The 24,896-nt window shown below is 67.0% G+C and carries 26 protein-coding genes; 19 read left to right on the top strand and 7 right to left on the bottom strand.

Features of this window, described 5'->3' with window-relative positions:
• Positions 1-29: 29 nt before the first annotated feature.
• The gene (locus AC2JAJ_RS17060; protein ID WP_486415078.1) at positions 30-1,985 is read right to left on the bottom strand and encodes a heavy metal translocating P-type ATPase; all 1,956 of its coding nucleotides are present in this window, start codon (positions 1,983-1,985) and stop codon (positions 30-32) included.
• A 196-nt stretch (positions 1,986-2,181) separates the two neighbouring features.
• Here AC2JAJ_RS17060 and AC2JAJ_RS17055 point away from each other — a divergent pair, with 196 nt between their 5' ends.
• The 4 genes from AC2JAJ_RS17055 (at position 2,182) to AC2JAJ_RS17040 (ending at position 3,601) form a co-directional block, all read left to right on the top strand.
• The gene (locus tag AC2JAJ_RS17055; RefSeq protein WP_486415079.1) at positions 2,182-2,412 is read left to right on the top strand and encodes a flavodoxin family protein; all 231 of its coding nucleotides are present in this window, start codon (positions 2,182-2,184) and stop codon (positions 2,410-2,412) included.
• Positions 2,409-2,642, top strand: coding sequence for a hypothetical protein (locus AC2JAJ_RS17050; RefSeq protein ID WP_486415080.1), 234 nt, complete (start codon positions 2,409-2,411; stop codon positions 2,640-2,642). Before AC2JAJ_RS17055 ends, AC2JAJ_RS17050 begins: the two co-directional genes overlap by 4 nt.
• The gene (locus AC2JAJ_RS17045; protein WP_501053218.1) at positions 2,642-3,034 is read left to right on the top strand and encodes a DUF5655 domain-containing protein; all 393 of its coding nucleotides are present in this window, start codon (positions 2,642-2,644) and stop codon (positions 3,032-3,034) included. The genes AC2JAJ_RS17050 and AC2JAJ_RS17045 overlap by 1 nt, the downstream gene beginning before the upstream one ends.
• A gap of 96 nt (positions 3,035-3,130) precedes the next feature.
• On the top strand, positions 3,131-3,601 hold the full coding sequence (locus AC2JAJ_RS17040; protein ID WP_486415082.1) for a GyrI-like domain-containing protein: 471 nt from the start codon (positions 3,131-3,133) through the stop codon (positions 3,599-3,601).
• A 100-nt stretch (positions 3,602-3,701) separates the two neighbouring features.
• Here AC2JAJ_RS17040 and AC2JAJ_RS17035 read toward each other — a convergent pair whose 3' ends face one another.
• Positions 3,702-4,028, bottom strand: coding sequence for a hypothetical protein (locus tag AC2JAJ_RS17035; RefSeq protein WP_486415083.1), 327 nt, complete (start codon positions 4,026-4,028; stop codon positions 3,702-3,704).
• 216 nt (positions 4,029-4,244) lie between these two features.
• On the opposite strand from AC2JAJ_RS17035, the gene AC2JAJ_RS17030 reads away from it, so the two are divergent.
• Together AC2JAJ_RS17030 and AC2JAJ_RS17025 are read left to right on the top strand one after the other, a co-directional pair.
• Positions 4,245-5,015 carry a DUF4386 family protein gene (locus tag AC2JAJ_RS17030; RefSeq protein ID WP_486415084.1) on the top strand — a complete coding sequence of 257 codons (771 nt, stop codon included), beginning with the start codon at positions 4,245-4,247 and terminating at the stop codon, positions 5,013-5,015.
• Between the two features lie 142 nt (positions 5,016-5,157).
• Positions 5,158-5,439, top strand: coding sequence for a YegP family protein (locus AC2JAJ_RS17025; RefSeq protein ID WP_486415085.1), 282 nt, complete (start codon positions 5,158-5,160; stop codon positions 5,437-5,439).
• 61 nt (positions 5,440-5,500) lie between these two features.
• On the opposite strand, the gene AC2JAJ_RS17020 is transcribed toward AC2JAJ_RS17025, so the two are convergent.
• Positions 5,501-6,967, bottom strand: coding sequence for a DUF5129 domain-containing protein (locus AC2JAJ_RS17020; protein ID WP_486415086.1), 1,467 nt, complete (start codon positions 6,965-6,967; stop codon positions 5,501-5,503).
• Entirely contained in the window at positions 6,964-7,734 is a 771-nt protein-coding gene (locus AC2JAJ_RS17015) for an SDR family NAD(P)-dependent oxidoreductase (protein WP_486415087.1), read from the bottom strand. Before AC2JAJ_RS17015 ends, AC2JAJ_RS17020 begins: the two co-directional genes overlap by 4 nt.
• 91 nt (positions 7,735-7,825) lie before the next feature.
• On the opposite strand from AC2JAJ_RS17015, the gene AC2JAJ_RS17010 reads away from it, so the two are divergent.
• The 6 genes from AC2JAJ_RS17010 to AC2JAJ_RS16985 all read left to right on the top strand — a co-directional run bounded on the left by AC2JAJ_RS17010 (position 7,826) and on the right by AC2JAJ_RS16985 (position 12,488).
• Positions 7,826-8,671 (top strand): universal stress protein, encoded by an 846-nt coding sequence (locus tag AC2JAJ_RS17010; protein WP_486415088.1) that lies wholly within the window; start codon positions 7,826-7,828, stop codon positions 8,669-8,671.
• Between the two features lie 92 nt (positions 8,672-8,763).
• The gene (locus AC2JAJ_RS17005) at positions 8,764-9,249 is read left to right on the top strand and encodes a hypothetical protein (RefSeq protein ID WP_486415089.1); all 486 of its coding nucleotides are present in this window, start codon (positions 8,764-8,766) and stop codon (positions 9,247-9,249) included.
• The gene (locus tag AC2JAJ_RS17000) at positions 9,246-9,440 is read left to right on the top strand and encodes a hypothetical protein (protein WP_473697087.1); all 195 of its coding nucleotides are present in this window, start codon (positions 9,246-9,248) and stop codon (positions 9,438-9,440) included. The genes AC2JAJ_RS17005 and AC2JAJ_RS17000 overlap by 4 nt, the downstream gene beginning before the upstream one ends.
• Positions 9,441-9,536: 96 nt before the next feature.
• Positions 9,537-10,409 (top strand): HNH endonuclease, encoded by an 873-nt coding sequence (locus tag AC2JAJ_RS16995; RefSeq protein WP_501053217.1) that lies wholly within the window; start codon positions 9,537-9,539, stop codon positions 10,407-10,409.
• Between the two features lie 26 nt (positions 10,410-10,435).
• Positions 10,436-11,509 (top strand): alpha/beta hydrolase, encoded by a 1,074-nt coding sequence (locus tag AC2JAJ_RS16990; protein WP_486415092.1) that lies wholly within the window; start codon positions 10,436-10,438, stop codon positions 11,507-11,509.
• 28 nt (positions 11,510-11,537) lie between these two features.
• Positions 11,538-12,488 carry an alpha/beta fold hydrolase gene (locus tag AC2JAJ_RS16985; protein ID WP_486415093.1) on the top strand — a complete coding sequence of 317 codons (951 nt, stop codon included), beginning with the start codon at positions 11,538-11,540 and terminating at the stop codon, positions 12,486-12,488.
• On the opposite strand, the gene AC2JAJ_RS16980 is transcribed toward AC2JAJ_RS16985, so the two are convergent.
• Positions 12,485-13,246, bottom strand: coding sequence for a glycosyltransferase family 2 protein (locus AC2JAJ_RS16980; RefSeq protein WP_486415094.1), 762 nt, complete (start codon positions 13,244-13,246; stop codon positions 12,485-12,487). The genes AC2JAJ_RS16985 and AC2JAJ_RS16980 overlap by 4 nt on opposite strands.
• A gap of 193 nt (positions 13,247-13,439) precedes the next feature.
• Between AC2JAJ_RS16980 and AC2JAJ_RS16975 the strand changes: the two genes are divergently transcribed.
• From AC2JAJ_RS16975 to AC2JAJ_RS16945, 7 genes are all read left to right on the top strand, one after another.
• Positions 13,440-14,462 (top strand): LacI family DNA-binding transcriptional regulator, encoded by a 1,023-nt coding sequence (locus AC2JAJ_RS16975; RefSeq protein ID WP_486415095.1) that lies wholly within the window; start codon positions 13,440-13,442, stop codon positions 14,460-14,462.
• Positions 14,463-14,617: 155 nt separating this feature from the next.
• Complete coding sequence (locus AC2JAJ_RS16970) at positions 14,618-15,910, top strand: ABC transporter substrate-binding protein (protein ID WP_486415096.1); 1,293 nt, start codon at positions 14,618-14,620, stop codon at positions 15,908-15,910.
• 74 nt (positions 15,911-15,984) lie between these two features.
• A complete protein-coding gene (locus tag AC2JAJ_RS16965) occupies positions 15,985-16,956 on the top strand; it encodes a carbohydrate ABC transporter permease (RefSeq protein ID WP_486415097.1) in 972 nt (323 codons plus the stop codon).
• Position 16,957: 1 nt separating this feature from the next.
• Positions 16,958-17,836 carry a carbohydrate ABC transporter permease gene (locus tag AC2JAJ_RS16960; RefSeq protein WP_221385886.1) on the top strand — a complete coding sequence of 293 codons (879 nt, stop codon included), beginning with the start codon at positions 16,958-16,960 and terminating at the stop codon, positions 17,834-17,836.
• 2 nt (positions 17,837-17,838) lie between these two features.
• Positions 17,839-19,353 carry a GH32 C-terminal domain-containing protein gene (locus tag AC2JAJ_RS16955; RefSeq protein ID WP_501053216.1) on the top strand — a complete coding sequence of 505 codons (1,515 nt, stop codon included), beginning with the start codon at positions 17,839-17,841 and terminating at the stop codon, positions 19,351-19,353.
• Positions 19,354-19,549: 196 nt separating this feature from the next.
• On the top strand, positions 19,550-21,532 hold the full coding sequence (locus tag AC2JAJ_RS16950) for an APC family permease (protein WP_501053215.1): 1,983 nt from the start codon (positions 19,550-19,552) through the stop codon (positions 21,530-21,532).
• Between the two features lie 83 nt (positions 21,533-21,615).
• Positions 21,616-22,167, top strand: coding sequence for a DUF2087 domain-containing protein (locus AC2JAJ_RS16945; protein ID WP_486415099.1), 552 nt, complete (start codon positions 21,616-21,618; stop codon positions 22,165-22,167).
• Here the strand turns inward: AC2JAJ_RS16945 and AC2JAJ_RS16940 are convergent.
• Positions 22,154-23,020, bottom strand: coding sequence for a hypothetical protein (locus tag AC2JAJ_RS16940; protein WP_486415100.1), 867 nt, complete (start codon positions 23,018-23,020; stop codon positions 22,154-22,156). The two genes, AC2JAJ_RS16945 and AC2JAJ_RS16940, sit on opposite strands and share 14 nt — an antisense overlap.
• Positions 23,004-24,770 (bottom strand): FAD-dependent oxidoreductase, encoded by a 1,767-nt coding sequence (locus AC2JAJ_RS16935; RefSeq protein ID WP_501053214.1) that lies wholly within the window; start codon positions 24,768-24,770, stop codon positions 23,004-23,006. The genes AC2JAJ_RS16940 and AC2JAJ_RS16935 overlap by 17 nt, the downstream gene beginning before the upstream one ends.
• Positions 24,771-24,896: the final 126 nt, after the last annotated feature.

The following is a 24,896-nucleotide window of genomic DNA, read 5'->3' as shown; positions in this document are numbered from 1 at the left end:
CCCGGGCAGGCCGGGGGAAGGGCCGAAAGTCATGCCCGGCCGGCTGTGTCAGGGTTTCCGGTCGCGCCGTGGAGTGCCCGAAGGCCATTCAGGATTGTTGCCAGGTCCACCAGTTCCTGCAGCAGGGCCCCGGTGACGGCAGGGATGTAGCCCGTCATGGCCACTGCCATCAGCCCGATGCTCAGTCCAATGCCCGTCCAGATGCTCACCAGTGCCACCGCGACGGTCCGCTTCCCGATGGCAACCGCCTGGGCGACCTTGGAAAGATCATCCAGCATCACCACCACGTCCGCGGATTCGCTGGCCGCTGTGGCGCCCTTGGCTCCCATCGCGATGCCCACGTCCGCTGCGGCCAGGACGGGTGCATCGTTCACCCCGTCACCGACCATCAGCACCGGCCGGTCCGCAATGGCCGCCACTGCCTGGACTTTGTCCTCCGGAAGGCACTCCGCCTGGACTGTGCCGATGCCGGCCTCCTCCGCAATGTGGGCAGCGGTCGCTTGGGCATCACCGGTCAGCAGCATCGTGTTCCGCACGCCAAGCCCCTGCAGCCGCGCGAGCGTGGCGACGGCGTCGTGGCGCAGCGGGTCCTTCATCACCAGGGCACCCGCGTACACCCCGTCGATCGCCACGTGCACGGCGAGCTGGCCGCTCTGGAGCGCCGAATCCCGGAAGCCCGTTGACACACTGCGCACAAGGCCCGCTTTGCCCACCACCACCCGGCGTCCACAGCACAGGGCCTCCACGCCCTGCGTTGCCGATTCGGTGGCGTTCTGGACGGGCAGCAGTTCGAGCCTGGCTGCTGCGGCGGCCTCGATGACGGAGGCTGCCAGGACATGCGAGGAATACTGCTCGGCGGACGCCGCGAGCTGCAGGATCCGCTCCGGACTGGCGGCGGCGCCCGCGCCGTCATCGCGTACCCGGATGTGGTCCAGGACGGGCCGCCCTGAGGTGAGGGTCCCGGTCTTGTCGAACACCGCTGTGCGCGCCCTGGCCAGTTGTTCCAGCGTCTTGGTGTTCTTGATGATGATGCCTTTGTGGGCGGCCTGGCTGGTGCCGGCGAGGAACGCCACGGGCGCCGCGATCAGGAGCGGGCAGGGGGTGGCCACCACCAGCACCTGCGCGAAGCGCAGCGGATCGCCGGCCAGGAACCAGGCGGTGCCTGCCATCGCGAAGGCGAGGAAGGTGAAGGGGACGGCATAGCGGTCGGCGAGCCGGACCACCGGGGCCCGGCTGCTGGAGGCCTCCTCCACCAGGGCGATGATGCGGCTGTACTGGGACTCCGCTGCCGTGGCAGTGGCCCGCATCCTGATGGCCGCCTCGCCGTTCACCGAGCCGCTGAGCAGAAGCTCTCCCCGGGACCGCTCCACGGGCAGGCTCTCCCCCGTCAAGGATGATTCGTCCAGGCTGGCGGAGCCGGACAGGAGCTCGCCGTCAACGGGTACCAGCTCGGAGGGGCGCACCACGAGCACATCCCCGGGGGCCACGTCGCCGATCGGGACGTCGTCGAGGACTGCGGCCGCGCTTTCGCGGTGCGCGAAGCGCGGGGCCCTGTCCAGCAGTGACCTCAATTCGCGGGCGGCACGGCCCTGGGCGAAGTTTTCCAGCGCTTCCCCGCCGGTGAGCATCAGGATGACGACCAGCGCGGCAAGGTACTCGCCTACCGCGATGGTGCTGGCAACGGCCATGAGGGCCAGCAGGTCTATCCCCCAGCGCCCCTCACGCAGGGCACGCACCATTTTCGGCACGCGCGCCAGCACCACCACGCCGGCATAGGCAGAACCGAGCACCCTCACCTGCGGTTCCAGGCCGGCCCGCAGCAACAGCAGCACGGCCAGCAACACCAGGCAGGTGAGCGCGACGACGGGATACAGCCGGATGAAGCGAACCAGCCGGTTCCCGGCGGGGAGTCCCGGTTCGCCGGTATCAGCAGCCGGGGCTGTCTTTCCGGGAGACACCCCGGGATGGGGCGCCTGCTTCCTCATCCCGGGCACCCGGGCCGGGAGCGGTCACGACGCATAACCCGAGCCTACGGCCCTGCCGTTTCCTGCGGTAGGGCACTTCGCCCTGCCGCCACCATGGGCGGGCGGTCATGACTTTCGGCCCTCCCGACAAGTCCCGGCAGGGCGCATCGTGGAGGGGAGCTACCTGGACATCGTCGATTTCCGGGAAAGGACCGACATGACAACGATTGTTTTGTACGACTCCGCCTACGGCAACACCCGGACCATTGCGGAGGAGGTGGCATCGCACCTGGGCGGCGCAGCCGCTGTTCCTGTGGACGGATTCGACGCCGGCGCGCTGCACCCGGGTGACCTCCTCGTCGTCGGCAGTCCCATCAACGGCTGGCGACCGACCCCGAAGATCAGCAAGGTGCTGGATGACCTGGCGGGACGGGGCTCGCGGGTGTGAAGGCGGCCGCCTTCGATACCAGGGTCAAGCTCTTCATCCACGGTGACGCCGCAGGGAAGATGACCAAGGCCCTCAAGAGTGCCGGCGCCAGCATCGTGGGCGGCCCCATGGCCTTCTACGTCAAGGGCAGCGAGGGCCCGCTGCTCAGCGGTGAGGTGGAGCGCGCCGCTGCCTGGGCCGCCGACCTCGAAGCAGCGCAGGCGGCGGAGCCCCGCGAGCCCGAACCTTGATGACCCGCCCCGACAGCCCGCCTCCCGCCATGCAGCCGTGGGCAGTGGAGCGGTTCTTCGAGGGCGCAGCACCCGCGTATGCGCTCTACCAGGCGGTGAAGCGGATGGCGGACAGCCTGGGGCCGATGGAAGTCCGTGTTTCCAAGAGCCAGGTGGCGTTCCGGCGCCGCCGGGGCTTCGCGTATCTCTGGCGCCCCGGCATGTACGTCAAGTCCACGGTCCCGCTTGTCCTGTCACTGCCCCTGCCGAGGAATACCGCGTCACCCCGCTTCAAGGAAACAGTCCAGCCGTCCCCGGGAATCTGGATGCACCACCTGGAGCTTCGGGACAGTTCCCAACTGGACGACGAGGTGCTCCAGTGGATGCGCGAAGCGTACGAAGCGGCCGGCTGACCTGCGACCCCTTCCGGCCGGCCCTGCCCTCTGCCCTCTGGAAATTAGAGTCCTAATGCCCTGTCGCAGGACGGGGTCATGGCTGAGCCTTGTGGGATGAATGGGAACAGCCAGGAGCCCCGAAGGATCCACCTGACCGGCCAGCCGGTTGCCGTGGTGCGTGAAATAGTCCGCATGGACTCACTCCCCGGCTTCTTCGAGCGGGCCTTCGGCGCCGTCATGGCCGCCGTCCAGACACAGGGCGCCAGCCCGGCCGGTCCGCCCTTTGCGCTGTACCGCGGCATGCCCACCGAAACTGTCGACGTGGAAGCGGGTTTTCCGGTCGCCGGGCACTTCACGGGGACGGATGACGTGGTGGCCGCGGCGCTTCCGGAAACCGATGCGTTCGAAGCGATCCACACCGGCCCCTATGACACGCTGACCGCTACTTACGACGCCATCAGGCAGCGCATGGAAGCCGACGGCGCCGTCCCTGCGGACGTGATGTGGGAGTACTACCTCAGTGATCCCCGGGAGCAGCCTGACCCGGCAACGTGGCAGACCAGGGTGGTCTGGCCGGTCGCTTGAGGCCCCTGCCCCGCCATTCATTGCACGCCATTCCATGAGTGGCATCTCCCGGTCTGTTATCCCCCCGACCCGGGCTTCCCCCGACGGAACCGTCCCGGCCCTATCGGGCGGGGCGGCGGGTGAATGTCAGCTCCCAGGGCTGTGTGCCGCGGCCCGTCTCAAGCCACCCGTCACGCGCTATCTCCCCGCGCAACTGCGCCAGGCCTGCCTCCAGGCCCGGCGCCCACTTCTCCTCAGGCGGGGTCGCGTTCAGCGGTGGCCCGGGAAATGTGTCGCTGGCATAAAGCCTGCGCCCCTCCGGAGTCCTGCCAACAAAGCGCAGCTGCGTCCTGCCGTACTGCGAGCCCAGGGTGTACAGGATGCGGGCCCACCATTTGCTGGAGGCGGCATCCTCAAGTTCTATGCGGAGTCGTTCCTCTGCCGCCATGTGTCTACCTCCGGAGTGCGGACTTTTGGACGGAGGCCCGTTGTCACGGCCCACTGCACTGCCAAGAGTAGGATCGCCGAACCGGTCCGCACCAGGGCCGAAGGTCGCCACCGGTGCACCGTGCGAAAGGAGCAGAAACAGGAAGGAGCAGAAGCAGGAAGGAGCACGGGACAAAGGGCACTACCGGGTGCGGTGGCGGGATGGAACAGTGCAGGCATGACCGGCCCAGGCACGACGGCTTCCGGCCCCTCAGCCCAGCATGGCGCACAGGGCTGGCAGCCTCTCTACCTCCTCGCAGGCGTGGGAGCGCTTCTCTTTGTCTTCCTCCTGGTGGCGGCGCTGGTGCTGGACCTTCTTGCCCCTCCCCCGGTCCATGGCGGCGAAGCCACCCTCCTCTTCATAGCCGACAACAAGCCGGGCTACGTGGCCGAGCAAATCCTGTGGATCCTGCCCAATATCCTTCCGGTACTGGTCTTCACGGCGCTTTTCGTGGCTCTCTTCACCGTCCAGAAGAGCCTCGCCCTCACAGCGCTGATCTTCGGCGGCCTGCCCTGGGCACTGCTGCTGGCCGTCCCGGTCAGCAGCCGGGGCTCACTGAACCTCGTCTACCTCAGCGACCGGTACGTCGCGGCGGCGACGGATGAAGAGCGGCAGGTCTATGCCACGGCCGCTGAGGCAATCATTGCCGAGAACAACACGCCGGCCATCGTGGGAGCCCTTTCCCCGGTGGGAATCCTGCTCGCGGGAGCAGCGATGCTCAAGGGGCACCAGGCTGATTTTCCGCGATTCCTGGCCTGGTTGGGCATCGCCACAGGAGTCCTGGGCGTCCTGTCCGAAGTCCTGCGGCAAGCGCTGCCGGAATTCTACGGGGGCTACGGGGTCCTCCTCTGGGCGTGGTTCGCCGCAACCGGAATCGCCCTGGTCCGGCTGTCCCGGTCAGCTCCCCTAACACCGGCCGGCCGGAGGATCAGGGACTTTGGTCCCTAATCCGCGGGACTGTCCTCTGGGACGGTGGATGGAGGCCGAAAAACGCACAGTGGCTGGGACTTGCGTGGCCTGCTGGACCGCTTGCGGACCACTGGAGCCTCCACATTCAGGGGAGGCGGGACGTTGAGGAGAACAAAGGCTTATGGCGGGTACGTTCGAACTGTTTGTCGATGAAGACGCGCAGATCCGTTTCCGGCTGGTTGCAGCCAACGGCAAGGTGCTGGCGGTGTCCGGGCAATTCAGCGATAAATGGGCGGCTGCCGCTGCCATCGAAGATGTCAGGGAGTGCGCGGGAATGGGCCTGATCGAGGACGTCGCCGCACCGCGTGCCGCGACACCGCCTAGCCTCGTCCTCGCCGCGGCACCAGGGCGCGACGTCCGGCGAGCACGCCCGGGCACCCTCGGATCCCGGGGTGCTGCCTAACCGCCGTTTCCGGGCGCGGTACCGGAAGGATTGTGCCCGTGCTGCATGCGGGAGGGCAGCGCTAGAAGCCCGAGGAACTGCCTGAGCCCGAGAAGCTTCCTCCGCTGCTCCCGTACCCGGTAGTACTTCCGCCCCCGCCCCGTGCCGAGTTGACGCTGCTGACCCCGGAATTGAGGCCCGAGTTAAAAGTGGCCACCGAGAAGAAATAGTAGGACGGATAGACCGTGCCCAGGATGCTCGGCTCGTAGGTCCGCTGCCGGCGGTGGTCCGCGCCTTCCTGGGCGCCCTCCATCTGTTCGCGCATCAGGCGCGCCTCCCGATCGTTTTTCGCGAACGCGTGAATGACGGTTTCGGCGTGCTCCTGCAACAGTACTGACAGCCGGGAACGGGCGTCATACAAATGGTCGAGGGCATCTTCCGGTGTCATCCGCCCCTCCGCCAGCTCGGCCGTCCAGCGTTCGATGTCACGCAGGCTGTGGTCGCGGAAGGAGCGCAGCGCGGTGGCCGTGGCCGAATCGCCCTGCCCATGCCGCTTCGCCAGCAGCTGCTCCAGGCCGGCGAGGTCGTTCCGGAAGGGCGCGAGCTGCCGGTCCCACGCCGTGGGCCAGGTCCCGGCCCGGTTCAGCAACGCGTTGCTGTCGGCTATGACGTCGTCGAGAGCGTCAAGCTCTGCGGCGGCATCGGCGTATTCCCGGACGAGTTTCAGGTTCTTGCGGCTGCCGAGCGATCGCCCGCCCAGCGCGTGTACGCGGTTGGACAGCTCGCTCGCGGCGTTGTAGCGGTTCAGGAATGAGCGGTGCTTCTCCAGCACCTGGTTGCCGTACTTCGACGATGCGGGGATGGTGCCGGCGTTCAGCTCCGTAACCTCCAGGTCCATGCTGACGTTGGCATAGCTGCGGTCTCCGCGTTCCAGCTGCTTGCGGCAGGAAGCCCTGGTCACGACCCGGACAATCACCCAGGCTGCGGCGCCCAGGGCGGCGAGGCCACCCGCCACCCAGGCGGTGACAACAAAGGCGGCGGAGCGGTACCACGGCTGGTTGATCAGTTCGGCTGCGCGCCGCACGCCGGCTATGGTTCCCTCGGTCCACTGGGCGTCGCGCAGCAGGTCCTTTGCCGCGTCCTGGATGTCGCTGCGCTGTTCGAGGGACACTTTCCGGTCTTCGCCCATGTAGGTGCCCACGTGGCGGCCGACGGGATCGAGCGCGAAGATGAACAGCCCGTCAGCCCATTTCTGCCCGTCCGGACTGATCCATTCCGGGTGTCGGGTCCTGGCGAACCTCAGCACCTCCTCGTTGAGGTTGTCCGCTTCCCGGCCGTTATAGGTGTAGACGACGACCCTGGTCGGTTCATGGAAGTCGAGCCGTTCAAGGGCGGGCACCAGCGAGTTCCGGTCAAGTACCCCTGCCGTGTCCTGGATGTCGACGCTGACCGGCGGAACGGCGAGCGCGACGGCGGCGCCGCCCAGCAGGAACGCCGTCAGCGCCAGGAAGATGGCAGCAACTCCGGCTACCGTTCTGCGGAACCTCACACCGCATTCCACCCGTTGTCGGAGGCCAGCACCACGCCATTGATGTTCGTACCGTCCCTGCTGAGCAGGAACGTGATTCCGGCAGCAAGTTCACCCGCTTCGGCGATGGGAGGCACGTTCACCTGCATGAAGGGTCCCAGCACCTCAGTGGCCAGCTGGGATTTGAATTCCGCGTGGATGTTGGTCCGGGTGCCGCCGGGAGCCACTGCGTTGACCCGGATTCCCCTGCGTGCGTACATCACTGCGGAGCTGCGGGTGAGGCCAATGACAGCATGCTTTGACACGGTGTACGCGGCACCTGCGGCGGATCCCCGCAGCCCGGCCTCGGAGGAGATGTTCACAATGGAGCCGTAGCCTGCCGTAAGCATTGCCGGCACCACGGCACGCATCAGCCGCATCATGGATGTCAGGTTGATGTTCAATACCCGGTCCCAGGTGTCGTCGTCGACCTCGTGCACCGGCTGGAAGCTGTCCATGATGCCGGCGACGTTGGCGAGCCCGTCTATCCTGGCGCCCGCAGCCGCGACCACCTGCTGCACCACGTCTTCCTGGCTGATGTCTCCGGCGACCGGCACGAAGTCCAGCTCCCCGTTCCCTGCCACCAGTCTGTCCAGGCCCTCCCGGCTGAGGTCGCTGGCAACCACCCGGCCGCCTTCCCGGGCGACGCGCATCGCCGTCGCCAATCCAATGCCGGAGGCTGCCCCGGTGACGATGACTGTCTGGCCGTCAAACCGGCCGGGGGTGATGATTTCCTGCCAGGCGGACATGCGCTGCTCCTCGCTACGTAGAATCAGGATGGAGCCAGGAAACGGGCCCGTCACAGGGCCTAAGGTCCCCTGATGAGGAGCGCGGTGACCCATGCAGGATCCCAGAGCCATAGTCGCCGGCTTTGACGGTTCGGCCGAGGCGGCGGCTGCTGTGCGTTGGGCTGTCCGCCAGGCCCGGGCCGCCCGTTGTCCCCTCCACGTGGTGCACTGTTCGCTGTGGCCACTCCTGACCAGGCATCTGGGACCAGTCCCTGGAGTTTCCGGCAGCGGCCTGGAACAGTCTGCCCAGTCCATCCTCGAGGAGGGGGTTGCGTGCGCCAGGGCGGAAGGCCCGGGCCTGGACATCAGGGGCACCCTGCTGCACGGGCTTCCTGCGCAGCTCCTGGCCGAGGCCGCAGCAGGCGGGAGGATGCTGGTGGTCGGCAGCCGCGGCCTGGGCGGCTTCCTGGGCCTGCTCGTCGGTTCCGTCAGCCTGGAACTGGCCGCAACTGCGGCCTGCCCGGTTGCCGTCATCCGGGAGGATCTGCACCCGGCCGGTCCCGTCGTCGTTGCGGTCAACGGGTCAGGCTCCCGGGCCGCGCTGGAGGATGCAAGCCATCTGGCCGCCGGCGCAGGGGCAAAACTCATCGTTGTCCATGTCCGTCAAACCCACGCACGGCCCAAGCACGGAGGACCGGACGCGGAAGCCGCCGGGGACGACGTCCTGCAGGCGGCGGTCCGGGCCGCAGCCGCCCTTGCGCCCGCCGTCGACGTGCAGGGAAAGCTCCTGTCCGGCAAGTCCGTGGCGGCAGCCCTTCTCGAGGCGTCTGAAGGCGCCGCCGTGCTGGTTGTGGGAACCAAAGGCTACGGGGCGGTCAAGGAAACCCTGGGGTCCACCGCCCACGCTGTCCTCCACCATGCCCGCGGGCCGGTCCTCGTCTCCCGCCGCGGGGGCTGATGGGACGAAGGCACTGAAGGTCATCATCTCTGCCTGGGCGGTTGCGGGGTGTCCGCCGGCCTGTGGCCGCAGCCGGGGCCTAAGCTGGCTGGATGAGCCCTGCCCCCTCCCCCGCCCCGCTGGACGTCATGGTCCATTCAGGGCCGGCCGACTGGTGGGTGATCCTCGCCGGGCTGGGCCCTTTGGCGGTGCTCATCGCTGCCCTGCTTGCCTTCTACATCAACTGGCGAACGCTGAAGCAACGCACCACGGCTGACAGGACGGCCCTGGAGCAAAAGACCGAGGCGGACAGCCGGGCGGAATGGTGGCGGCGGACGCAGTGGGCCCTGGACCGCGCGCTGGACGGTGATGAAGGAACCAAGGCTTTGGGCCTGGCCACCCTGGAAGTCCTGGCCCGCAGCGAGCTTGCCCGCACCGAGGAACTCGAATTGTTCGACATTGCCTGGCAGAGCGTCTCCGGCGAAGACAACGGGGACGGTTATGACCAGGAGGGCGGCCCGGCCTTCATGGACGGCGATGCGAACTTGGGCGAGAATGGAACAACGGATGAAAACAACACCAGGGAGGTTGGACCATGAGCGCGGCATCTCCTGAGCACCGGTTTGTGTACACTTCCCGGAATTCCGCCGCCAAGCCGGCGAAGAAGAAGACCACCCCGGCCGAGCACCGGGTCCAGGTGGCTGCGGCCAGGCTGCGCGTCACGCTCGATGAGCGCCTGGGACGTGAGACACCGGCCAGGACCAAAGCGCTGGCCAAGGAACCCATCTGAGTTCCGGGCGTGCGCAGGTGGTTCGTGTGCGCAGTCCGCGGTTTCGTGCGCAATCCCGTTGGTGCGCTGCCGGCCTGTGCGGGCTGAGGTGAGCAGGTGGCTGCACTGATTCTCGGTTGGGACATCAGGGCGTGGAACCGCTGGAACTATGACGCCGTCGTCGATCACGTAGCGGTGACCGGGCAATACCTTGACCGCTGGAACATCGGTCCGCGCTGGAACGCCGGGCCCGGGACGGAAGCGTGGCTCCTGCTGCAGGGCACCAGTGACACGGATACCGGGCTCATAGGGCATGGAGTGGTGATGTCCGAACCGTTCCGGCCCGTCGCCGACAGCCCGTCCGGCGCCGGGGCCTGGTTTGTCACGGTCGTTTTCGACGCGCTGCTCCCGCTTGGCGAACAGATAGGCGCCGAGACGCTCCGCGCAGCTGTCCCCGGTGTGCCGTGGGACAACGCAAGCGGCCGGGCCGCCATGGCCCTGACCCCGTCAGCCGAGCCTGGCCTTCGCCGCTTGTGGCGGGAGCAGGGCCCGACGGCGGCCGGCTGGGAAGAGCTGGTTTCCGGCACCCTTCCGCCGCAAGCAGTCAGCCGGACCGGGGTGAACCGGTACGAACGGGACGCCGACGCACGCCGGGTGTGCCTGGCCTTCCACGGAACCTCCTGCGCGGCCTGCGGCCTGTCGCTCGAAACAGCCTACGGTGAGGCCGGCAGCGATGTGCTGGACGTTCACCACGTGGTGCCGCCGGAGATAGTGGGAAGCGGGTACCAGCTCGATCCCATCACCGATCTCGTACCGCTGTGCCCCAATTGCCACGCCATGGCGCACCACCAGGTGGCAGTACCGCGGACCGTCCCGGAACTGCGGAGCCTGATCGCCGCCGCCGGCCACCTGAAGGGCGAGCCGGTCAGCGACAAAGCCCTCGAAGCCCAGGAGGATGCGCGGCGCATCCTTGAGGCCGGCCGCGACTGACGCTTACGGCCCGGTAATATTGGGGAATGACCGCGGTGGCCCCGCCTTCCGGCAGCGCCTTTTCCTTTGCCCGCAGTGCCCGGGGAGTATTGCGCCGTGTTCCTGTATGGACATGGCGCCTGCTGATGCTGGCTGTAGGCCCGCGGGAACGCGCAAGATTCAACACAGATCCAATCACCGAGGTCGAATACACGCACGACGTCGACTACGCGGGGAAGGGCCTGCGCGCCCAGCAGCTGGATGTGCTCACTCCCTTGGACGCAACGGGTTCCTGCGCCGGGGAGGCGGGAACGGGAGGACCCCTTCCCGTCTACGTCTATTTCCACGGCGGGGGCTGGACGTCCGGGGACAAGGCGGCCGTCACCAAGTACTGTGCCAGCCAGGCGCTTGGCGGGATGGTAGTGGTCAACGTCAACTACCGCCTGTCACCCCGCTTCCATCTGGGCCATGTCCTTCATGACGCGAATGCTGCGCTGGCCTGGGTGGCTGAAAATATCGGCGATTTTGGGGGCGATCCGCAGCGTGTGGTCCTGGGCGGTGATTCCGCCGGCGGCCAGATCGCGGCCCTGCTTACCGCCGCAAGCCTGCGGCCGGAACTGGCCGCGCACTATGCGCTGCGGCCCGCCCTCGACCGGGAGCACCTCAGAGGACTGGTGCAGCATTGCAGCGCGGTCGATTTCTCCGTGTTCTTCGAGCGCGGCTTCGTGCTGAGCCTGGACTTTGTGCGGATGCTGCTGCCGTCCGCTGCTGCGCCGTCGCGCCGTTTCAAAAGGCCGGCGACGTCCGGCTTTGCCGTTGAACGGCTGAAGGCCGCTGCCGCTTTCATGTCCCCGATCGAATGGCTCGACGCCGGGCACCCGCCAGTGTTCGTCAGTACGTCGGAGCGTGACTTCTTCTACCGCGCGAACCTCAATTTCATCGAGCGGCTCCGGCAGCATGCCGTGCCGGTGGACACCCTGGTCTACGACTGGAGCAGCACCAACACCGAACACACCTGGCAGCAGGACTACCGTTACCCGGAATCGCAGGAAGTGTACCGGCGCCTGCATGCCTTCGTGCGGAAGGTGACGCGGCAGGCTGCGGCCCCGGCGGCTGACTAAGCCCCCTCCGCTGGGCTATTTTTGAAGCATGCTGGAGCCGGAGCCGCGGGACTATGGAATCGACCCGGAGGAATTCGGTTCCGCCCGGGTGGATGCGGCCGCCCTGCTGGACGTGGAACTGGGCGATGTCGATTGGTCCGTCCTTCCCCCGGGATCGGTCCGCTGCAGCATCACCGCTCCCAGCGGCACCCTTGCAGGCCTTGCCCTGGGCAATCCCGGGGATCCCGCCGTCGTGCTGGTGCCAGGCGCCACCGGCTCCAAGGAGGACTTCTCGCTCATGATGCCCAGCCTCGCCGCCGCCGGGTATTTTGTGCTCAGCTATGACCTCGCCGGCCAGTATGAATCCGCAGGGGCGGGACCGCAGAACCTCGTTCCGCCCAGGAAACACTACGACTACGCCCTGTTCGTCGACGACTTCCTGGCGGTCCTGCAGACAACAGCTACGCCCGCCCACGTGGTGGGGTATTCCTTCGCCGGCATTGTCGCCCAGCTCGCCTACGCCCAGCGCCCCGAACTGTTCCGGTCCCTGACCCTGCTCAGCTGCCCGCCTGAACCGGGTGCCAGTTTCCGGGGGGTGAGCCGGATCGGCCGCTTCAGCACCTGGGTGAACGGCCGGGTCGGCGCCGCCCTGCTGATCTGGGGCATCCGCAGCAGCAGGGTGGTGCGGGTTCCGCCGGGCAGACGCCGGTTCGTCAGCTACCGGTTCCGCTTTACCCGGCGGGCCTCCGTGCGCGACATCTACACACTGATGCAGAACGCCCCGGATCTTCGGCAGACCCTGGCTGCGGCGTCCCTGCCGAAGTTTGTCGCGGTTGGAGAGCACGACCTGTGGCCGCTCAGGCTCCACCGTCTGTTCGCACAGTCAATCCAGGCGCGCATCGGGGTCTACCGGGGTGGCCACAGCCCGTGTGAGACCTCGCCCCACGAGTTCAGCCGGGACCTCCTGGCGCTCTATGCCAAGGCGGACCGGCCCTCCTAGCCGGAGTCCTGCCTGTGGGAGCGGCGCCAGCGCATGCGCTCCAGCCTCCGCCGCAGCGGCGGCTCATGGTGGAACTCGACGTCGAAGGTCACCACGGACATCACAACGCGCCGCCGGAATGCCGCCCAGCTGGCGAAGGGCCGGGCGGAGACCCCTACCCTGAGGGTGGGGTCGTAGATGACCTCCATGTCCGGCCGCAGACGGTAGGAGATGTCCAGATCGTCGTGGACCAGGGCGTTGTCCCGGACGACGGCGTCGCGGATGCCCGCCCAGACCTCCCGGCGGAGGGCGAAGTTGGAGCCGTAAACCGGACGGTGGCCGAGCAGGAACGCAACGATCCTGAAGTAGCCGTCCAGGAGCAGGTGCCTGCCGGCCCAGCCCGCGAGCCGGTTCCCGCCGTAGAAATCGCCCGGCCCGGTTACGGCGGTCAGCGGGCCGGCAGCGCTGAGCGTACGCTCTATGCGTTCGAGCCAGTCCTGCGGCGGACGTGAATCGGTGTCAAGCCGGGCGATGATCCCACCCGAAGCGGTATCGAATCCGGCGGCCGCGGTGGCCGGGATGCCCGGCAGGTCCACCACAATCCGACGGACACCAGCCGCGGCGCACACGCCAGCGGTGTCATCGGTGCTCGAGTTGTCCACCACGATGATCTCGTCGGCAGGCCTGGTCTGCCGGGCAAGCAAGGCCAGGCATGTCCTCAGCTGCGGGGCGTCATCCCGCGTGGGGATGACGACTGAGACGGCGGTGGCGGCATCCATAGCGAGAGCCTACCCGTTGCTTGCTCCGCAGCCCGCCAGGACGTGGGCGGGGAAAATGACGTGGGCGGGAAAATACGGGTCCGTCCAGTGCATCCATGGACCGGGCCGCCAGGAGAGGCTCTTGACGCGGGCAAAACGTTTTGCATATAGTGATGCAGGCAACATACAAAACGTTTTGCAAAGGACGAAGTCGATGGCGACAAAGGTGAACATCCGGGACGTGGCAAAGGCCGCAGGCGTCTCCGTCACCACCGTGTCACACGCCCTCAGCGAAACGCACAGCTCCAGGGTCAACGCCCAAACTGTGGAACACATCAAAGCCGTGGCCGGCGAACTCGGCTACGCACCCAACCGGCTGGCCAGCGGCCTGCGCAACCAGCGCTCCCGGATCCTCGGCCTGGTCAGTGACGAGATCACCACCACTCCCTTTGCCGGCGCCATGATCCAGGGTGCACAGGATGCGGCCTCCGAACACGGGCACCTGCTGATGGTGGTCAACTCCGGGCTCGACAACGAACTGGAGCGGCAGGAAATCCGCGCACTGCAGCAGCACCAGGTGGACGGCGTGGTGTATGCCCGCATGTTCAACCAGCTGGTATCCGTTCCTGCGGAGCTGCAGGGCCTGCCCACCATCGTGCTGGACGCTACCTCGGACAACACGGCACTGTCCTCGGTGGTTCCGGACGAGTTCGGCGCCGGAGAAGCCGCCGCCGAACTCTTGGTCACGGCAGGCCACCGCCGCATCGCCATGATCAACAATGAAGACGATATTCCCGCCGCCCACGGACGTCTCCAGGGCTTCCGCGCCGGGCTGGCCCGCCACGGCGTGGAGTTGCCGGCGGACCGCCTGGTCACCGGCCATCCCAGCACCGCCGGCGGCCGGCAGGCGGCCCTCGGGCTCCTGGTCGCCCCGGAACGGCCCACCGCGCTGTTCTGCTTCAACGACCAGATGGCCATGGGTGCCTACCAGGCAGCCGGCCACCTGGGCCTGAAGATCCCCGCCGACGTGTCTGTCGTGGGCGTGGACAACCTCGAACTCATCGCCGACGCACTGTGGCCGGGACTGTCCACCATGGCCCTCCCCCACTACGAGATGGGCCGGTGGGCCGTCGTGAAACTCCTCAGCGAACTCGAGAACCCCGGCGCGTCCCCTGCGCACGAAAAGGTACCCTGCCCGCTGGTCGAGCGGGGTTCCGTGGCCCCGCCCCAAAACTGACCTGACGCCACAAACCGACCCGAACGGCAGCCGCCAAGGCTGCCCGGAATCAAACCTGTCATCCCCACAAAAAAGGGGAACGCAGCCGTTGCAGCGGCCGCGCTCCCAGCAGGACCCCGCAATCCCCCCACCCTGTCGAAGCAGAAAGACTGACCATGAACACGAAGCTCACCAAGGTCCTTGCGACCAGCATAGCCGCCGTCGCCCTCACTGCCACCCTCGCCGGCTGCGGCAAGGGCAGCGCCTCCTCCTCCACTGAAGGGTCCGGCGAGATTGCCCTCTGGACCCACAACGCCGGCAACCCCGACGAACTGGCCGCCGTCCAGAAGATCGTGGACTCCTACAACAGCAGCCAGGACAAAGTGAAAATCAAAGTCCAGGCCTTCCCCCAGGACTCCTACAACGACTCGGTAGTCTCCGCCGCTGCCGCAGGCAACCTCCCCTGCATCGTGGACATCGACGGCCCCAACGTGCCCAACTGGGCCTGGGCCGGCTACCTCAAGCCGCTTGAACTGAAGGCGGACCTCTCCAAGCAACTGCCCAGCACGGTGGCTGAATGGGACGGAAAGCCCTACGCGGTGGGCTACTACGACGTCGCCCTGGCCATGATGGCGCGCACCTCCGACCTGAAGGCAGCGGGCGTGCGGGTTGCCACCATGGAAAAGCCCTGGACCAAGGAGGAGTTCCAGGACGCCCTCACCAAGCTCAAGGCCCTGGGCAAGTGGGAGTACCCGCTGGACCTGGGCACCGCCGGAACCGGCGAATGGCTTCCGTACGCCTACTCCCCCTTCCTGCAGTCCTTCGGCGGTGACCTGGTCAACCGGGACGGCTTCCAGAGCGCGGACGGTGCGCTGAACGGAGACAAGGCAGTCCAGTGGGCAGAGTGGTTCCGCGGCCTCGCCGACCAGGGCTTCATGGCCAAGAAGAGCGGCAAGGACTCCACCCAGGACTTCCTGAACAACAAGAGCGCCATCGTCTACACGGGTTCGTGGGCTGCGGACAAGGCCAAGGCCGCGCTCGGCGAAGACCTGGTGGTCATGCCGCCCGTCGACCTCGGCGAAGGCCCCAAGATCGGCGGCGCGTCCTGGCAGTGGGGCGTCACCAACAAGTGCAGCAACTCCGAGGCTGCCATGGACTACCTCTCCTACTCCCTGAAGCCGGAGAACGTCGCAGCGGTGGCCAAGGCCACCGGCGCCATACCTGCCAGCAATGAGGCAGCAGCCCAGATCCCGGCGTTCGCCGAAGGCGGTGCCAACCGGATCTTCATGGACTTCTCCCGCAAATATGCCGTGATGCGCCCGGAGACGCCCGCCTACCCCTTCATCGCCACCGAGTACGGCAAGGCTGTGCAGGACATCCTCAACGGCGCCGATGCCAAGTCCACCCTGGACAACGCCGTGAAGGCGATCGACGCCAACATCAAGTCCAACGGCGGCTACAAGAACTAGCCGGAGCCGCTGGAGGCCTGCCGCGCCGCACGGCACGGCAGGCCCTCCGGCAGCCTGATCCACGAAAGACTCCCATGGCAACTGCTCCCCTTCCCACCCGCCCCCGCATCCCTTCCGGCACCCACGCCGCCGCCCCGCCGTCGCACGCCAAGCCCGCACCGCACCGCCGGCCCGGCTTCCGCCGCGAGCAGCTCAGCGGCTGGGGCATGATCGCCCCGGCAGCGGTGCTCCTGCTGGCCTTCATCTTCATCCCGGCGATCCTCGGCTTCGGCCTGGCCTTCACGAACGCGCGCCTCATCTCGCCGCGACCCATCGAGTTCGTCGGCGTGGACAACTTCGCCCGCTTGTTCACGGACCCCACGTTCTACCGCGCACTGCTCAACGTCGCCTACTTCACCGTGGTGATCGTCCCGGTGCAGTCCGGCCTGGCCCTGGTCATGGCGCTGCTGATCAACAAGAAGTTCCGCGGCGTGAACTTCTTCCGCACCGTGTACTTCCTGCCCGTGGTCACCTCCATGGTGGTGGTCTCGCTGCTCTGGCTGTTCATGTACCGCAAGGACGGCCTGGTCAACGAGATCCTCTCCGCCGTCAGCTTCGGCCTGATCAACGGCCCGGACTGGCTGGGCGATCCCAACACCGCGATGCCGGCCATCATCATCCTGTCCATCTGGCAGGCGGCCGGCTTCCACATGATCATCTGGCTCGCCGGGCTGCAGGGCATCTCCGGCGAACTCTACGAGGCGTCCCAACTGGACGGCACCAGCCGCTGGCAGCAGTTCCGCTACGTCACCTGGCCGGGCCTGTTCCACACCCGCAGCCTGGTGCTCGTCACCATCACCATCCAAGCCCTTGGCCTGTTCGACCAGATCAGTGTGATGACCCAGGGCGGGCCCATGGATTCCACCACCACCATCATTTACGAGGCGGTCCAGTCCGGCTACCGGCAGCAGGAAACCTCCTATGCCTCCGCCATTTCGCTGGTGTTCTTCGTCCTGGTACTGATCGTCTCCGCGGTGCAGCGCTACCTCACCCGGGAGAAAGACTGACATGAAAAACCAACTCCTCCTGCGCAGCGCCGGTACCATGCTGGTGCGCATCCTCTTCGCCGTCGTCGCCGCGTTCCCCATCGTGTTCATGCTCGTGTCCTCGCTGAAGCCTGACCAGCAGATCTTCGGCGACATGTCCTCCCTGGCCGCGTTCCTGCCGGTGGGCAACATCTCCTTCGACAACTACACGGCCGTCTTCGACCGCGTCCCAGCCGCGCGGTTCCTGCTCAACTCGGTGGGCGTCTCCGCCGTGACCGTTATCCTGGGCATCTTCGTGAACAGCCTTTGCGCCTTCGCCCTGTCCCGCATGCAGGTCCGCGGCAAGAAGATCGTGTTCACCGCCATCCTGGCCACGCTGATCGTGCCCTTCCAGACGCTGGCCCTGCCGCTGGTGTGGTGGGTCAACCAGCTTCCCTACTTTGAGCTGAACGGCTTTAGCCTTGAATTCTCCAAGGGCTGGCTGGACACCTACCAGGTGCAGATCATTCCCTTCATCGCCAACGCCTTCTCCATCTACCTGTTCCACCAGTACTTCGAGTCCATCCCCAAGGAACTGGACGAGGCAGCGCGGATCGACGGCGCCGGCTGGTTCAAGATCTACCGCCAGGTGGTGATGCCCCTGGCCGGACCCGCCACGGCAACCGTGGCGATCCTGACCTTCCTGCCCGCCTGGAACTCCTACCTCTGGCCGCTCATGGTGGTCCAGTCCGAGGAGCTGCGGCCGGTGATGATCGGCATCCAGTACTTCTTCCAGCTGAACGTCTCCTGGGGTGAAGTGATGGCGTATGCCTCCCTCATCACCGTTCCGGTGGTGGTGCTGTTCATCGCCTTCCAGCGTTCCTTCGTCAACAGCATCGCCTCCAGCGGCGTGAAGGGCTGACCATGAAGACAATATCGACGGCGCTTCCCACTGTGGCCGGCACGGACCGTTACCGGCCGGAGTTCCACTACACTGCCGACCGCAACTGGCTCAACGATCCCAACGGGCTGGTCTACCTCAACGGCACGTACCACCTCTTCTACCAGCATAATCCCTTTGGCCCGGACTGGGGCAACATGTCCTGGGGCCACGCCACGTCACGCGACCTGCTCCACTGGGAGGAACAGCCGGTGGCCATCCCCTGCGATGAGCATGAGGCCATCTTCTCCGGCTCTGCTGTGGTCGATGAACACAACACCACCGGTTTCGGTACGCCGGCCAATCCCCCGCTGGTGGCCATCTACACCAGCGCCTACAGTGACGCCTCGCCGCTGGCGGGCCGGCAGGCCCAGTCCCTGGCCTACAGCCTGGACGAGGGCCGGACATGGACGAAGTACCAGGGCAATCCCGTGCTGGACCGTGCGTCAGCCGACTTCCGGGACCCCAAGGTCTTTTGGTACGACGGCGATGCCGGCAGTTACTGGGTGATGGTCGCCGTTGAGGCGGTGCAGCGCCAGGTGGTGCTCTACAAGTCCGCCGACCTGAAGGCGTGGGAGCACCTGAGCACCTTCGGGCCCGCCAACGCCACCGGCGGCGTCTGGGAGTGCCCCGACCTGTTCGAGCTGCCCGTGGACGGGGATCCGCGGGACACCCGGTGGGTCCTGATCGTGAACATCAACCCGGGCGGTATCGCCGGCGGCTCGGCGGGGCAGTACTTCCTGGGAGAGTTCGACGGCGTGACGTTCCGGTCCGAAACAACCGTCACCGAGGGCCTCCAACAGGACGACAGCCGGATGCGGGACTACCGCTGGCTGGACTGGGGCCGCGACTACTACGCCGCTGTCTCGTTCAGCAACATGCCGGACGGCCGGCGGATCATGATCGGCTGGATGAACAACTGGGACTATGCCCGCGAGACGCCCACCGGGGCGTGGCGCAGCGCGATGTCCCTGCCGCGGGAGGTGTCGCTGACCCGTTCCGGCGGCCAGCTGACGCTGCGGCAGGAAGCCATTGATCCGTTGGCCGCGCTGGACCCAGTGGCCTTCCGCCTTGACGCGCAGCCCCTGGCACCGGGCGAGGTGGAACTCCCGACGGCGGCGTCCGTGGCCCGCATCGATGTCGAATTCCGGCCGGGTCCGGCGGCCGGCGTTGGGCTGGTGCTGCGCGGCGGCGATGACCAGCGCACGCTCATCCGCTACGACACCGCTGACGGGATGCTGCGGCTGGACCGGCGGGAGTCGGGGCACGTGGACTTCCACGAAACCTTCCCGTCCGTGGAATCCGTGGCGGTGCCGCTGCAGGACGGCCGTCTTCGGCTCCGGATCTACCTGGACCGGTGCTCCGTGGAGGTCTTCGCCCAGGACGGGCTCGCCACCATCACGGACCTGGTGTTCCCCGTAGAGCCGGGCGCGGGGATGGCGGTCTTCGCCGAAGGTGAGGGCGCGCACCTCGTGGCGCTCGACGTCGTCGGCCTCTGAGCCCCCGGGCCCTGTACGCCTGAGGGGCGACGGCGGGCCTTGTTCCGGCTGGCAGCAGGACCGCCTTCAGGATCTTCCGTCAATGCTTTGGCAAAGGCTGGCCCGCACGGGCGTGGCCCGGTGGTACGCTCCGAAAAGATAGCGGCCCGGATGTGAAGCCAACGCACCGGCGCGGCCCGCCAGAGAAGGAGCGTCCTTGACGGCTTCCGAACAGTTCCCGGTCCCCACCATCGTCCCCAACCCCGAGAAGGAGGCGCCGCCGCACAACGCCTTCGTCCGTTGGCTGCTCGAACACCGCGTCCACCAGCCCGTGGGGCCTGAGACGGTGGAGGACCATGGCCCGCAGCAGAGCTGGTGGAAGGTCATGTGCCTGACAGGTGTGGACTACTTCTCCACCCTGTCCTACCTGCCAGGCATCGCCGCCCTGGCCGCGGGGGCCCTGTCACCGCTGGCCACGCTGCTGATCGTCGCCCTGACGCTCCTGGGGATGCTGCCGATGTACCGCCGCGTTGCCCGCGAAAGCCCGCACGGGCAGGGCTCGGTGGCCATGTTGGAACGGTTGCTCCCCTTCTGGCGGGGCAAGGTCTTCGTCCTGGTCCTGCTGGGCTTCGTCGCCACCTCCTGGATCATCACCATCACGCTTTCGGCCGCGGACGCCACAGTGCACCTGCTCGAAAACCCCTTCCTTCCGCCGGCTTTGAACGGACAAGCGGTGCCCATCACCGTGGTGCTGCTGCTGATCCTGGGCGGAGTGTTCCTGCTCGGCTTCTCAGAGGCGGTGGCCGTCGCCATTCCGCTGGTGGCGGTGTTCCTCGTCCTGAACGGCATCATCATCGGGGCGGGGCTGGTGGAAGCCTTTTCCACGCCGGGCCTCATCACCGACTGGACCTCGGCATTGGCCCGGCCTGGAGCGGGCATTACGGGCATCATCGGTCCGGCGCTCATAGCCTTCCCCCTGTTGGTGCTGGGGTTGTCCGGATTCGAGACGGGCGTCAGCATGATGCCGCTGGTCGCCGCGAAAGGCACGACGCCGGAGGAGAAGCTGGACAGCAAAGTCCGGAACACCCGCAAGCTCCTCACGGTGGCCGCCCTGATCATGAGCGTCTACCTGATCGGCAGCAGCTTCGTGACCACTGTGCTGATTCCGGCCGGGGAGTTCCAGGAAGGCGGCGCAGCCAATGGGCGCGCACTGGCGTACCTGGCGCACGAACACCTGGGGAACGGCTTCGGTTCCGTTTACGACATCAGCAGCATCCTGATCCTGTGGTTTGCCGGCGCATCAGCCATGGCGGGGCTCATCAACATCGTGCCCCGGTACCTGCCGTCCTACGGCATGGCCCCGGACTGGGCCCGCGCGGTCCGGCCCGTGGTCCTGGTGTACACGGCCATCAGCGTCCTGATCACCATCGCGTTCAGGGCGGACGTCAACGCGCAGGCCGGCGCCTACGCTACAGGGATCCTGGCGATGATGGTTTCCGGTGCCATCGCGGTCACCATCTCCGCGATTGCCAAGAAGCAGCGTGGGGCGGCCATCGGTTTTACGGTCCTGTCACTGGTCATCCTTTACGCCCTGGTGGCGAACGTCGTCGAGAAACCTGACGGCATCACGATCTCCGGCTTCTTTGTCCTCGGCATCATTGCCATCTCCCTAGTGTCCCGGGTAAGCCGAACCACCGAACTGCGCGTCCACAGCATCGAGTTCGACGACGCCGCCCGCCAGTTCATCAGCGATTCCCTCGCCTACGACGGGCGGCTGAACCTGATCGCCAACCGGCCCCAGGCACGTGACGAGGCAGAGTACCTTGGCAAGGAGGTCGACCAGCGGGAAAACAACCCCGTGCCTGGCACAGCGGACGTCATCTTCCTTGAAATCGACGTCACCGATCCTTCCGGATTCAGCGATGTGCTGCACGTGAGCGGCGTCGAAGTGGGGCGCCACCGCGTCCTGCGCGCCGAAAGCCCCGCTGCGCCGAACGCCATAGCGGCCATCCTGCTGGCGCTGCGCGATGCCACCGGCGTCAAACCGCACGCCTATTTCGAATGGTCCGAAGGCAATCCCGTGGCGCACCTCATGCGCTACCTGCTCCTCGGGCGCGGCGATACCGCCCCGGTGGTCCGCGAAATCGTCCGTGAAAACGAGCCCGACCCGGAGCGCCGGCCCGGCATCCACGTCGGGTAGGCGGAAGACTGGGGCGGCGGGTCTGCGATCGCCCGGCAGATGTTGGGGCAGGAGGCCGGGGCAGCGGCGGAAAGGCGGTTGACGTGGGCGGAGACAGAGGGATGACCGGCCTGCACTGGCGGCGCGTCATTGCGGCGCTGGGGAACAGCGACGCCCGCACGGCCTATGCGCAGATCGTTCTCGGCACCGCTCTGCCCGACGTGCTTCCCGATGTAAAGGAACAACGGCGCAACCGGGCAATCTCCAATCTCCTGGAGTCCGGGCTGGTGGAACAGCGACCCTCCGGTGGGCTGGAGGCATCTGGGCTGGTCTTCCGGAACCTGCTCGAACAGCAGCCGCGGCGGCAGCCCAAGACCGGGCTGGACAGGTTCATGCATCTGGGGCGGATTGAGAGGTACCCGGCGAACCAGGCCGAACGTCGTGAGCTCCTTGCCAGGATTGCCGGTGAGATCGCCGCACCCGGTGAACGGCTCTCCGAACGCCAGGTCAACGAGCGGCTCCTCAGCTACACGGACGACGTTGTGCTCCTGCGCCGTTACATGGTGGACTTCGGGCTTCTTGAGCGGACGCCCTCGGGCTCTTCCTACGCGCTGGGCCGGGGAGAGCCGCAGGACGGCGAACTCAGGCAGTTGTAGCCCGGGCCACCCCCGGGCCGGAAAGTGCAAGTGCCCAGCCCCCGGCGAGGCCGATGGCGAGCAGGACGGTTACGAAGCCGATGGCCGGTGCGCCCGGCCATGCCAGGGCGCCGCCATACCGAAGCAGGGCAAGCACCTGCAGAACGAAGAACGCGACAGAGGTCAGCGCCACGGGGCGCACCGTGTGGGGGTCCCGGCTGAACTGGCCCTGCGCGGCCGACCACCCAAGACCCACCAGCCACGCTCCGACAGCCCTCGCCGTGAGCTCGGAGAGTGGCCACGGCCACCACGTTGCGGCGGCCATGGGTATGGCCAGGAGCGCCGCGCCGTACAACAGCAGTACCGCGGCGATTCCCATCAGGAGCAGCCGGAGTGCAAGGGGCAGCACTGCCCCTCCACGCGGTACGGAGGTTGGGACGTCACGCGGGGACCGGATCTGCATCCAGCTGATGAGGAGCATCGCGATGGGCACTACAGCATAGATTGCCAGCCATGCCCAGGTGGCTGCCTGGGCAACGGGGCCGTTGGCCGGCGAGAGGTGGAAGCGGTCGAGATGGACCAGGGTGACTGCCAGCGTCAGCGTCGTGAAGATGAACACCGGCATGACCGCCAGCCTCGCCGCACCCCAGCTTGCCGAGCGGGCCCCCGTCAGCTCCAGCCCGGCGCTGGCCCAGTAAGCCGCCCCGAGGAAGACCGCGGTCATGGGCGGATTGACTGTCCACGCGAACCACTCAGCCGTCCTGAGCGGAAACACGAACAGCACGAGCCCGGCAAGGAACACGAGGAAGGCAGCCACGTAGAGCAGCCACCGCATCGGCGGTATCAATGGTCTGGCCTCAGTTGAAGCGGACATCCCCTGAATGCTCCTCGGATGGGGCTGCCTCCCCGGTAGCAGGAGTCGGTTGAGGCAGTGGGTTCTCGGCCAGGTAGGTGTGCAGCATCGAGACTACGGTGGCGCCATCCCCCACAGCGGTCGCCACCCTCTTGATCGAACCGGCCCGCACGTCGCCAATCGCGAAAATACCCGGCATGCTGGTTTCCAGCGCCAATGGCGGCCTGCCCGCCCTCATGGATCGAGGCCCGTTGGCATCCCGGCTGGTGCCCGTGCGCAGGAATCCGGCCGGGTCACGCTCTACGGTCCCGGGCAGCCAGGAGGTCCGCGGCACCGAGCCGATCAGCACGAACAGGCCGCCCGCTTCGATCTCCTCGCTTGAGGATGGCCCGGCAGTGCCGGATGCGGCGACCGTGACGGCGGCAAGGAACCCGTCCCGGTCCCGGGCCCCCACTACGGCGGTGCTGCAGCGGATCGCAACGTTCCGGGTGGCCTCGAGTTGGGAGATGAGGTAATCCGACATGCTGGCCGACAGCGTCCGTCCGCGCACCAGCAGCGTCACTTTTTTCGCGTACTTCGCAAGGTGCAGAACAGCTTGACCGGCCGAGTTTCCGCCACCCACCACACAGACCTGCTTTCCGGCCATCGATGGGGCCTCGGACACTGTGGCACCGTAGAAGACGCCCCTGCCGACCAGGGCCTCCAGCTGAGGTATGTCGAGGCGGCGGTAGTCCACGCCGGTGGCCACCACCACTGTGCGGCAGCGGACGACGCTGCCGTCGGAGATCGACACGGCGTACAGGTCTCCGTCCGCTTCGAGGCCGTTCACCTTCCGCAGGAAAAGGAAGTCGGTGCCCAAAGTCCAGGCCTGGTGGAATGAGCGGTAGGCCAGGTGGGCGCCGCTCACGCCGCGGGAGAAGCCAGGATAGTTGCGGATCAACGAACTGGTGCCGGCCTGGCCTCCCACGGCTTCCCCCTCCACCACCATCGTGGAGAGGCCTTCGGAGGAGGCATAGACGGCAGTCGCGAGACCGGAGGGACCGGCTCCCACGACCACCACATCGAAGATTTTGTCCGCCGGTGGAGGCCGCGTCACCCCTATCGCTTCGGCGATCTCCAGGTCGCTGGGGTTCTCGAGGACAATGGGTGGGGCGGTGAATTGCAGCACCATGACCGGCAGCTTGGGGTCGCGCAGGCCCAGGCCCTGGAGCGTCCGGTCCGCCGTTTCGGAACCAACAGCGTAAAAGCCCACGGGGATGTGGTTGCGGCTCAGGGAGTCACGCAGGGAGTGGGTCCTTTCGTCGCCGACGTCCCCGATCAGCCGAACCGCCTCGAAACCGACCCCCTGGGCCAGGTGCCAGTCGTCCAGGGCGTCGGTGATCGCTCCGTGGAATTCCTCGTCGCGCGGGCGTTCGGGACGTATGATCAGCAGCTCGGCATATCCCTGCGCGATCGCCCGGAACACTGTGGGGGCGCTGGCGAAGTCGCCCCAGGTCACCACAACGGCCCGCTTGGCGGCCGGGTGGAAGCCGTAGGCGCGCCGCAGGAAATCGAGTCCCCCACGGTCAGCAGGCCCATAGCACCCAAGGACGAGTGCTACCGGGCGATCCCATCGCCGCAGCCCTTCCAACACCGCCCGGCCATGGGCGTGGCCGGAACACACCACCACCTCGTAGTCGGCGCCGTACCGCCGGCGCAACTCGTCTCCGAGAATGCGCCGGGAGGTCGGGTCTGTGGTAGCAATCAGCATGACCGGAACCGAGTCATCCATGGCCGCCGTCTTTCCGGTTCAAGGGTTCGGTGGCGCTCACGATACCCGCGCTGGAACATCGGGGACAAGGGGTGCCCGGGCGTGAAGATTCTGCCACAATAACTCCCGACGTGGGCAAGCGCGATG

It is taken from the genome of Arthrobacter sp. MOO21 (genome assembly GCF_057369995.2).
Note: the sequence above shows the minus strand (reverse complement) of the source record. Positions and strands in the feature narration are given on the sequence as shown.

What these genes read in the sequence shown, in the direction of transcription:
- AC2JAJ_RS17025 (WP_486415085.1), top strand. Translation starts at nt 5,158, where the DNA reads ATGGCGGGTACGTTCGAACTGTTTGTCGATGAAGACGCGCAGATCCGT.
- AC2JAJ_RS16975 (WP_486415095.1), top strand. Translation starts at nt 13,440, where the DNA reads ATGGCGACAAAGGTGAACATCCGGGACGTGGCAAAGGCCGCAGGCGTC.
- AC2JAJ_RS17040 (WP_486415082.1), top strand. Translation starts at nt 3,131, where the DNA reads ATGAATGGGAACAGCCAGGAGCCCCGAAGGATCCACCTGACCGGCCAG.
- AC2JAJ_RS17010 (WP_486415088.1), top strand. Translation starts at nt 7,826, where the DNA reads ATGCAGGATCCCAGAGCCATAGTCGCCGGCTTTGACGGTTCGGCCGAG.
- AC2JAJ_RS17045 (WP_501053218.1), top strand. Translation starts at nt 2,642, where the DNA reads ATGACCCGCCCCGACAGCCCGCCTCCCGCCATGCAGCCGTGGGCAGTG.
- AC2JAJ_RS16980 (WP_486415094.1), bottom strand. Translation starts at nt 13,246, where the DNA reads ATGGATGCCGCCACCGCCGTCTCAGTCGTCATCCCCACGCGGGATGAC.
- AC2JAJ_RS16990 (WP_486415092.1), top strand. Translation starts at nt 10,436, where the DNA reads ATGACCGCGGTGGCCCCGCCTTCCGGCAGCGCCTTTTCCTTTGCCCGC.
- AC2JAJ_RS17030 (WP_486415084.1), top strand. Translation starts at nt 4,245, where the DNA reads ATGACCGGCCCAGGCACGACGGCTTCCGGCCCCTCAGCCCAGCATGGC.
- AC2JAJ_RS16960 (WP_221385886.1), top strand. Translation starts at nt 16,958, where the DNA reads ATGAAAAACCAACTCCTCCTGCGCAGCGCCGGTACCATGCTGGTGCGC.
- AC2JAJ_RS16965 (WP_486415097.1), top strand. Translation starts at nt 15,985, where the DNA reads ATGGCAACTGCTCCCCTTCCCACCCGCCCCCGCATCCCTTCCGGCACC.
- AC2JAJ_RS17015 (WP_486415087.1), bottom strand. Translation starts at nt 7,734, where the DNA reads ATGTCCGCCTGGCAGGAAATCATCACCCCCGGCCGGTTTGACGGCCAG.
- AC2JAJ_RS16935 (WP_501053214.1), bottom strand. Translation starts at nt 24,770, where the DNA reads ATGGATGACTCGGTTCCGGTCATGCTGATTGCTACCACAGACCCGACC.
- AC2JAJ_RS17060 (WP_486415078.1), bottom strand. Translation starts at nt 1,985, where the DNA reads ATGAGGAAGCAGGCGCCCCATCCCGGGGTGTCTCCCGGAAAGACAGCC.
- AC2JAJ_RS16985 (WP_486415093.1), top strand. Translation starts at nt 11,538, where the DNA reads ATGCTGGAGCCGGAGCCGCGGGACTATGGAATCGACCCGGAGGAATTC.
- AC2JAJ_RS16955 (WP_501053216.1), top strand. Translation starts at nt 17,839, where the DNA reads ATGAAGACAATATCGACGGCGCTTCCCACTGTGGCCGGCACGGACCGT.
- AC2JAJ_RS17005 (WP_486415089.1), top strand. Translation starts at nt 8,764, where the DNA reads ATGAGCCCTGCCCCCTCCCCCGCCCCGCTGGACGTCATGGTCCATTCA.
- AC2JAJ_RS17055 (WP_486415079.1), top strand. Translation starts at nt 2,182, where the DNA reads ATGACAACGATTGTTTTGTACGACTCCGCCTACGGCAACACCCGGACC.
- AC2JAJ_RS16970 (WP_486415096.1), top strand. Translation starts at nt 14,618, where the DNA reads ATGAACACGAAGCTCACCAAGGTCCTTGCGACCAGCATAGCCGCCGTC.
- AC2JAJ_RS17035 (WP_486415083.1), bottom strand. Translation starts at nt 4,028, where the DNA reads ATGGCGGCAGAGGAACGACTCCGCATAGAACTTGAGGATGCCGCCTCC.
- AC2JAJ_RS16940 (WP_486415100.1), bottom strand. Translation starts at nt 23,020, where the DNA reads ATGTCCGCTTCAACTGAGGCCAGACCATTGATACCGCCGATGCGGTGG.
- AC2JAJ_RS17000 (WP_473697087.1), top strand. Translation starts at nt 9,246, where the DNA reads ATGAGCGCGGCATCTCCTGAGCACCGGTTTGTGTACACTTCCCGGAAT.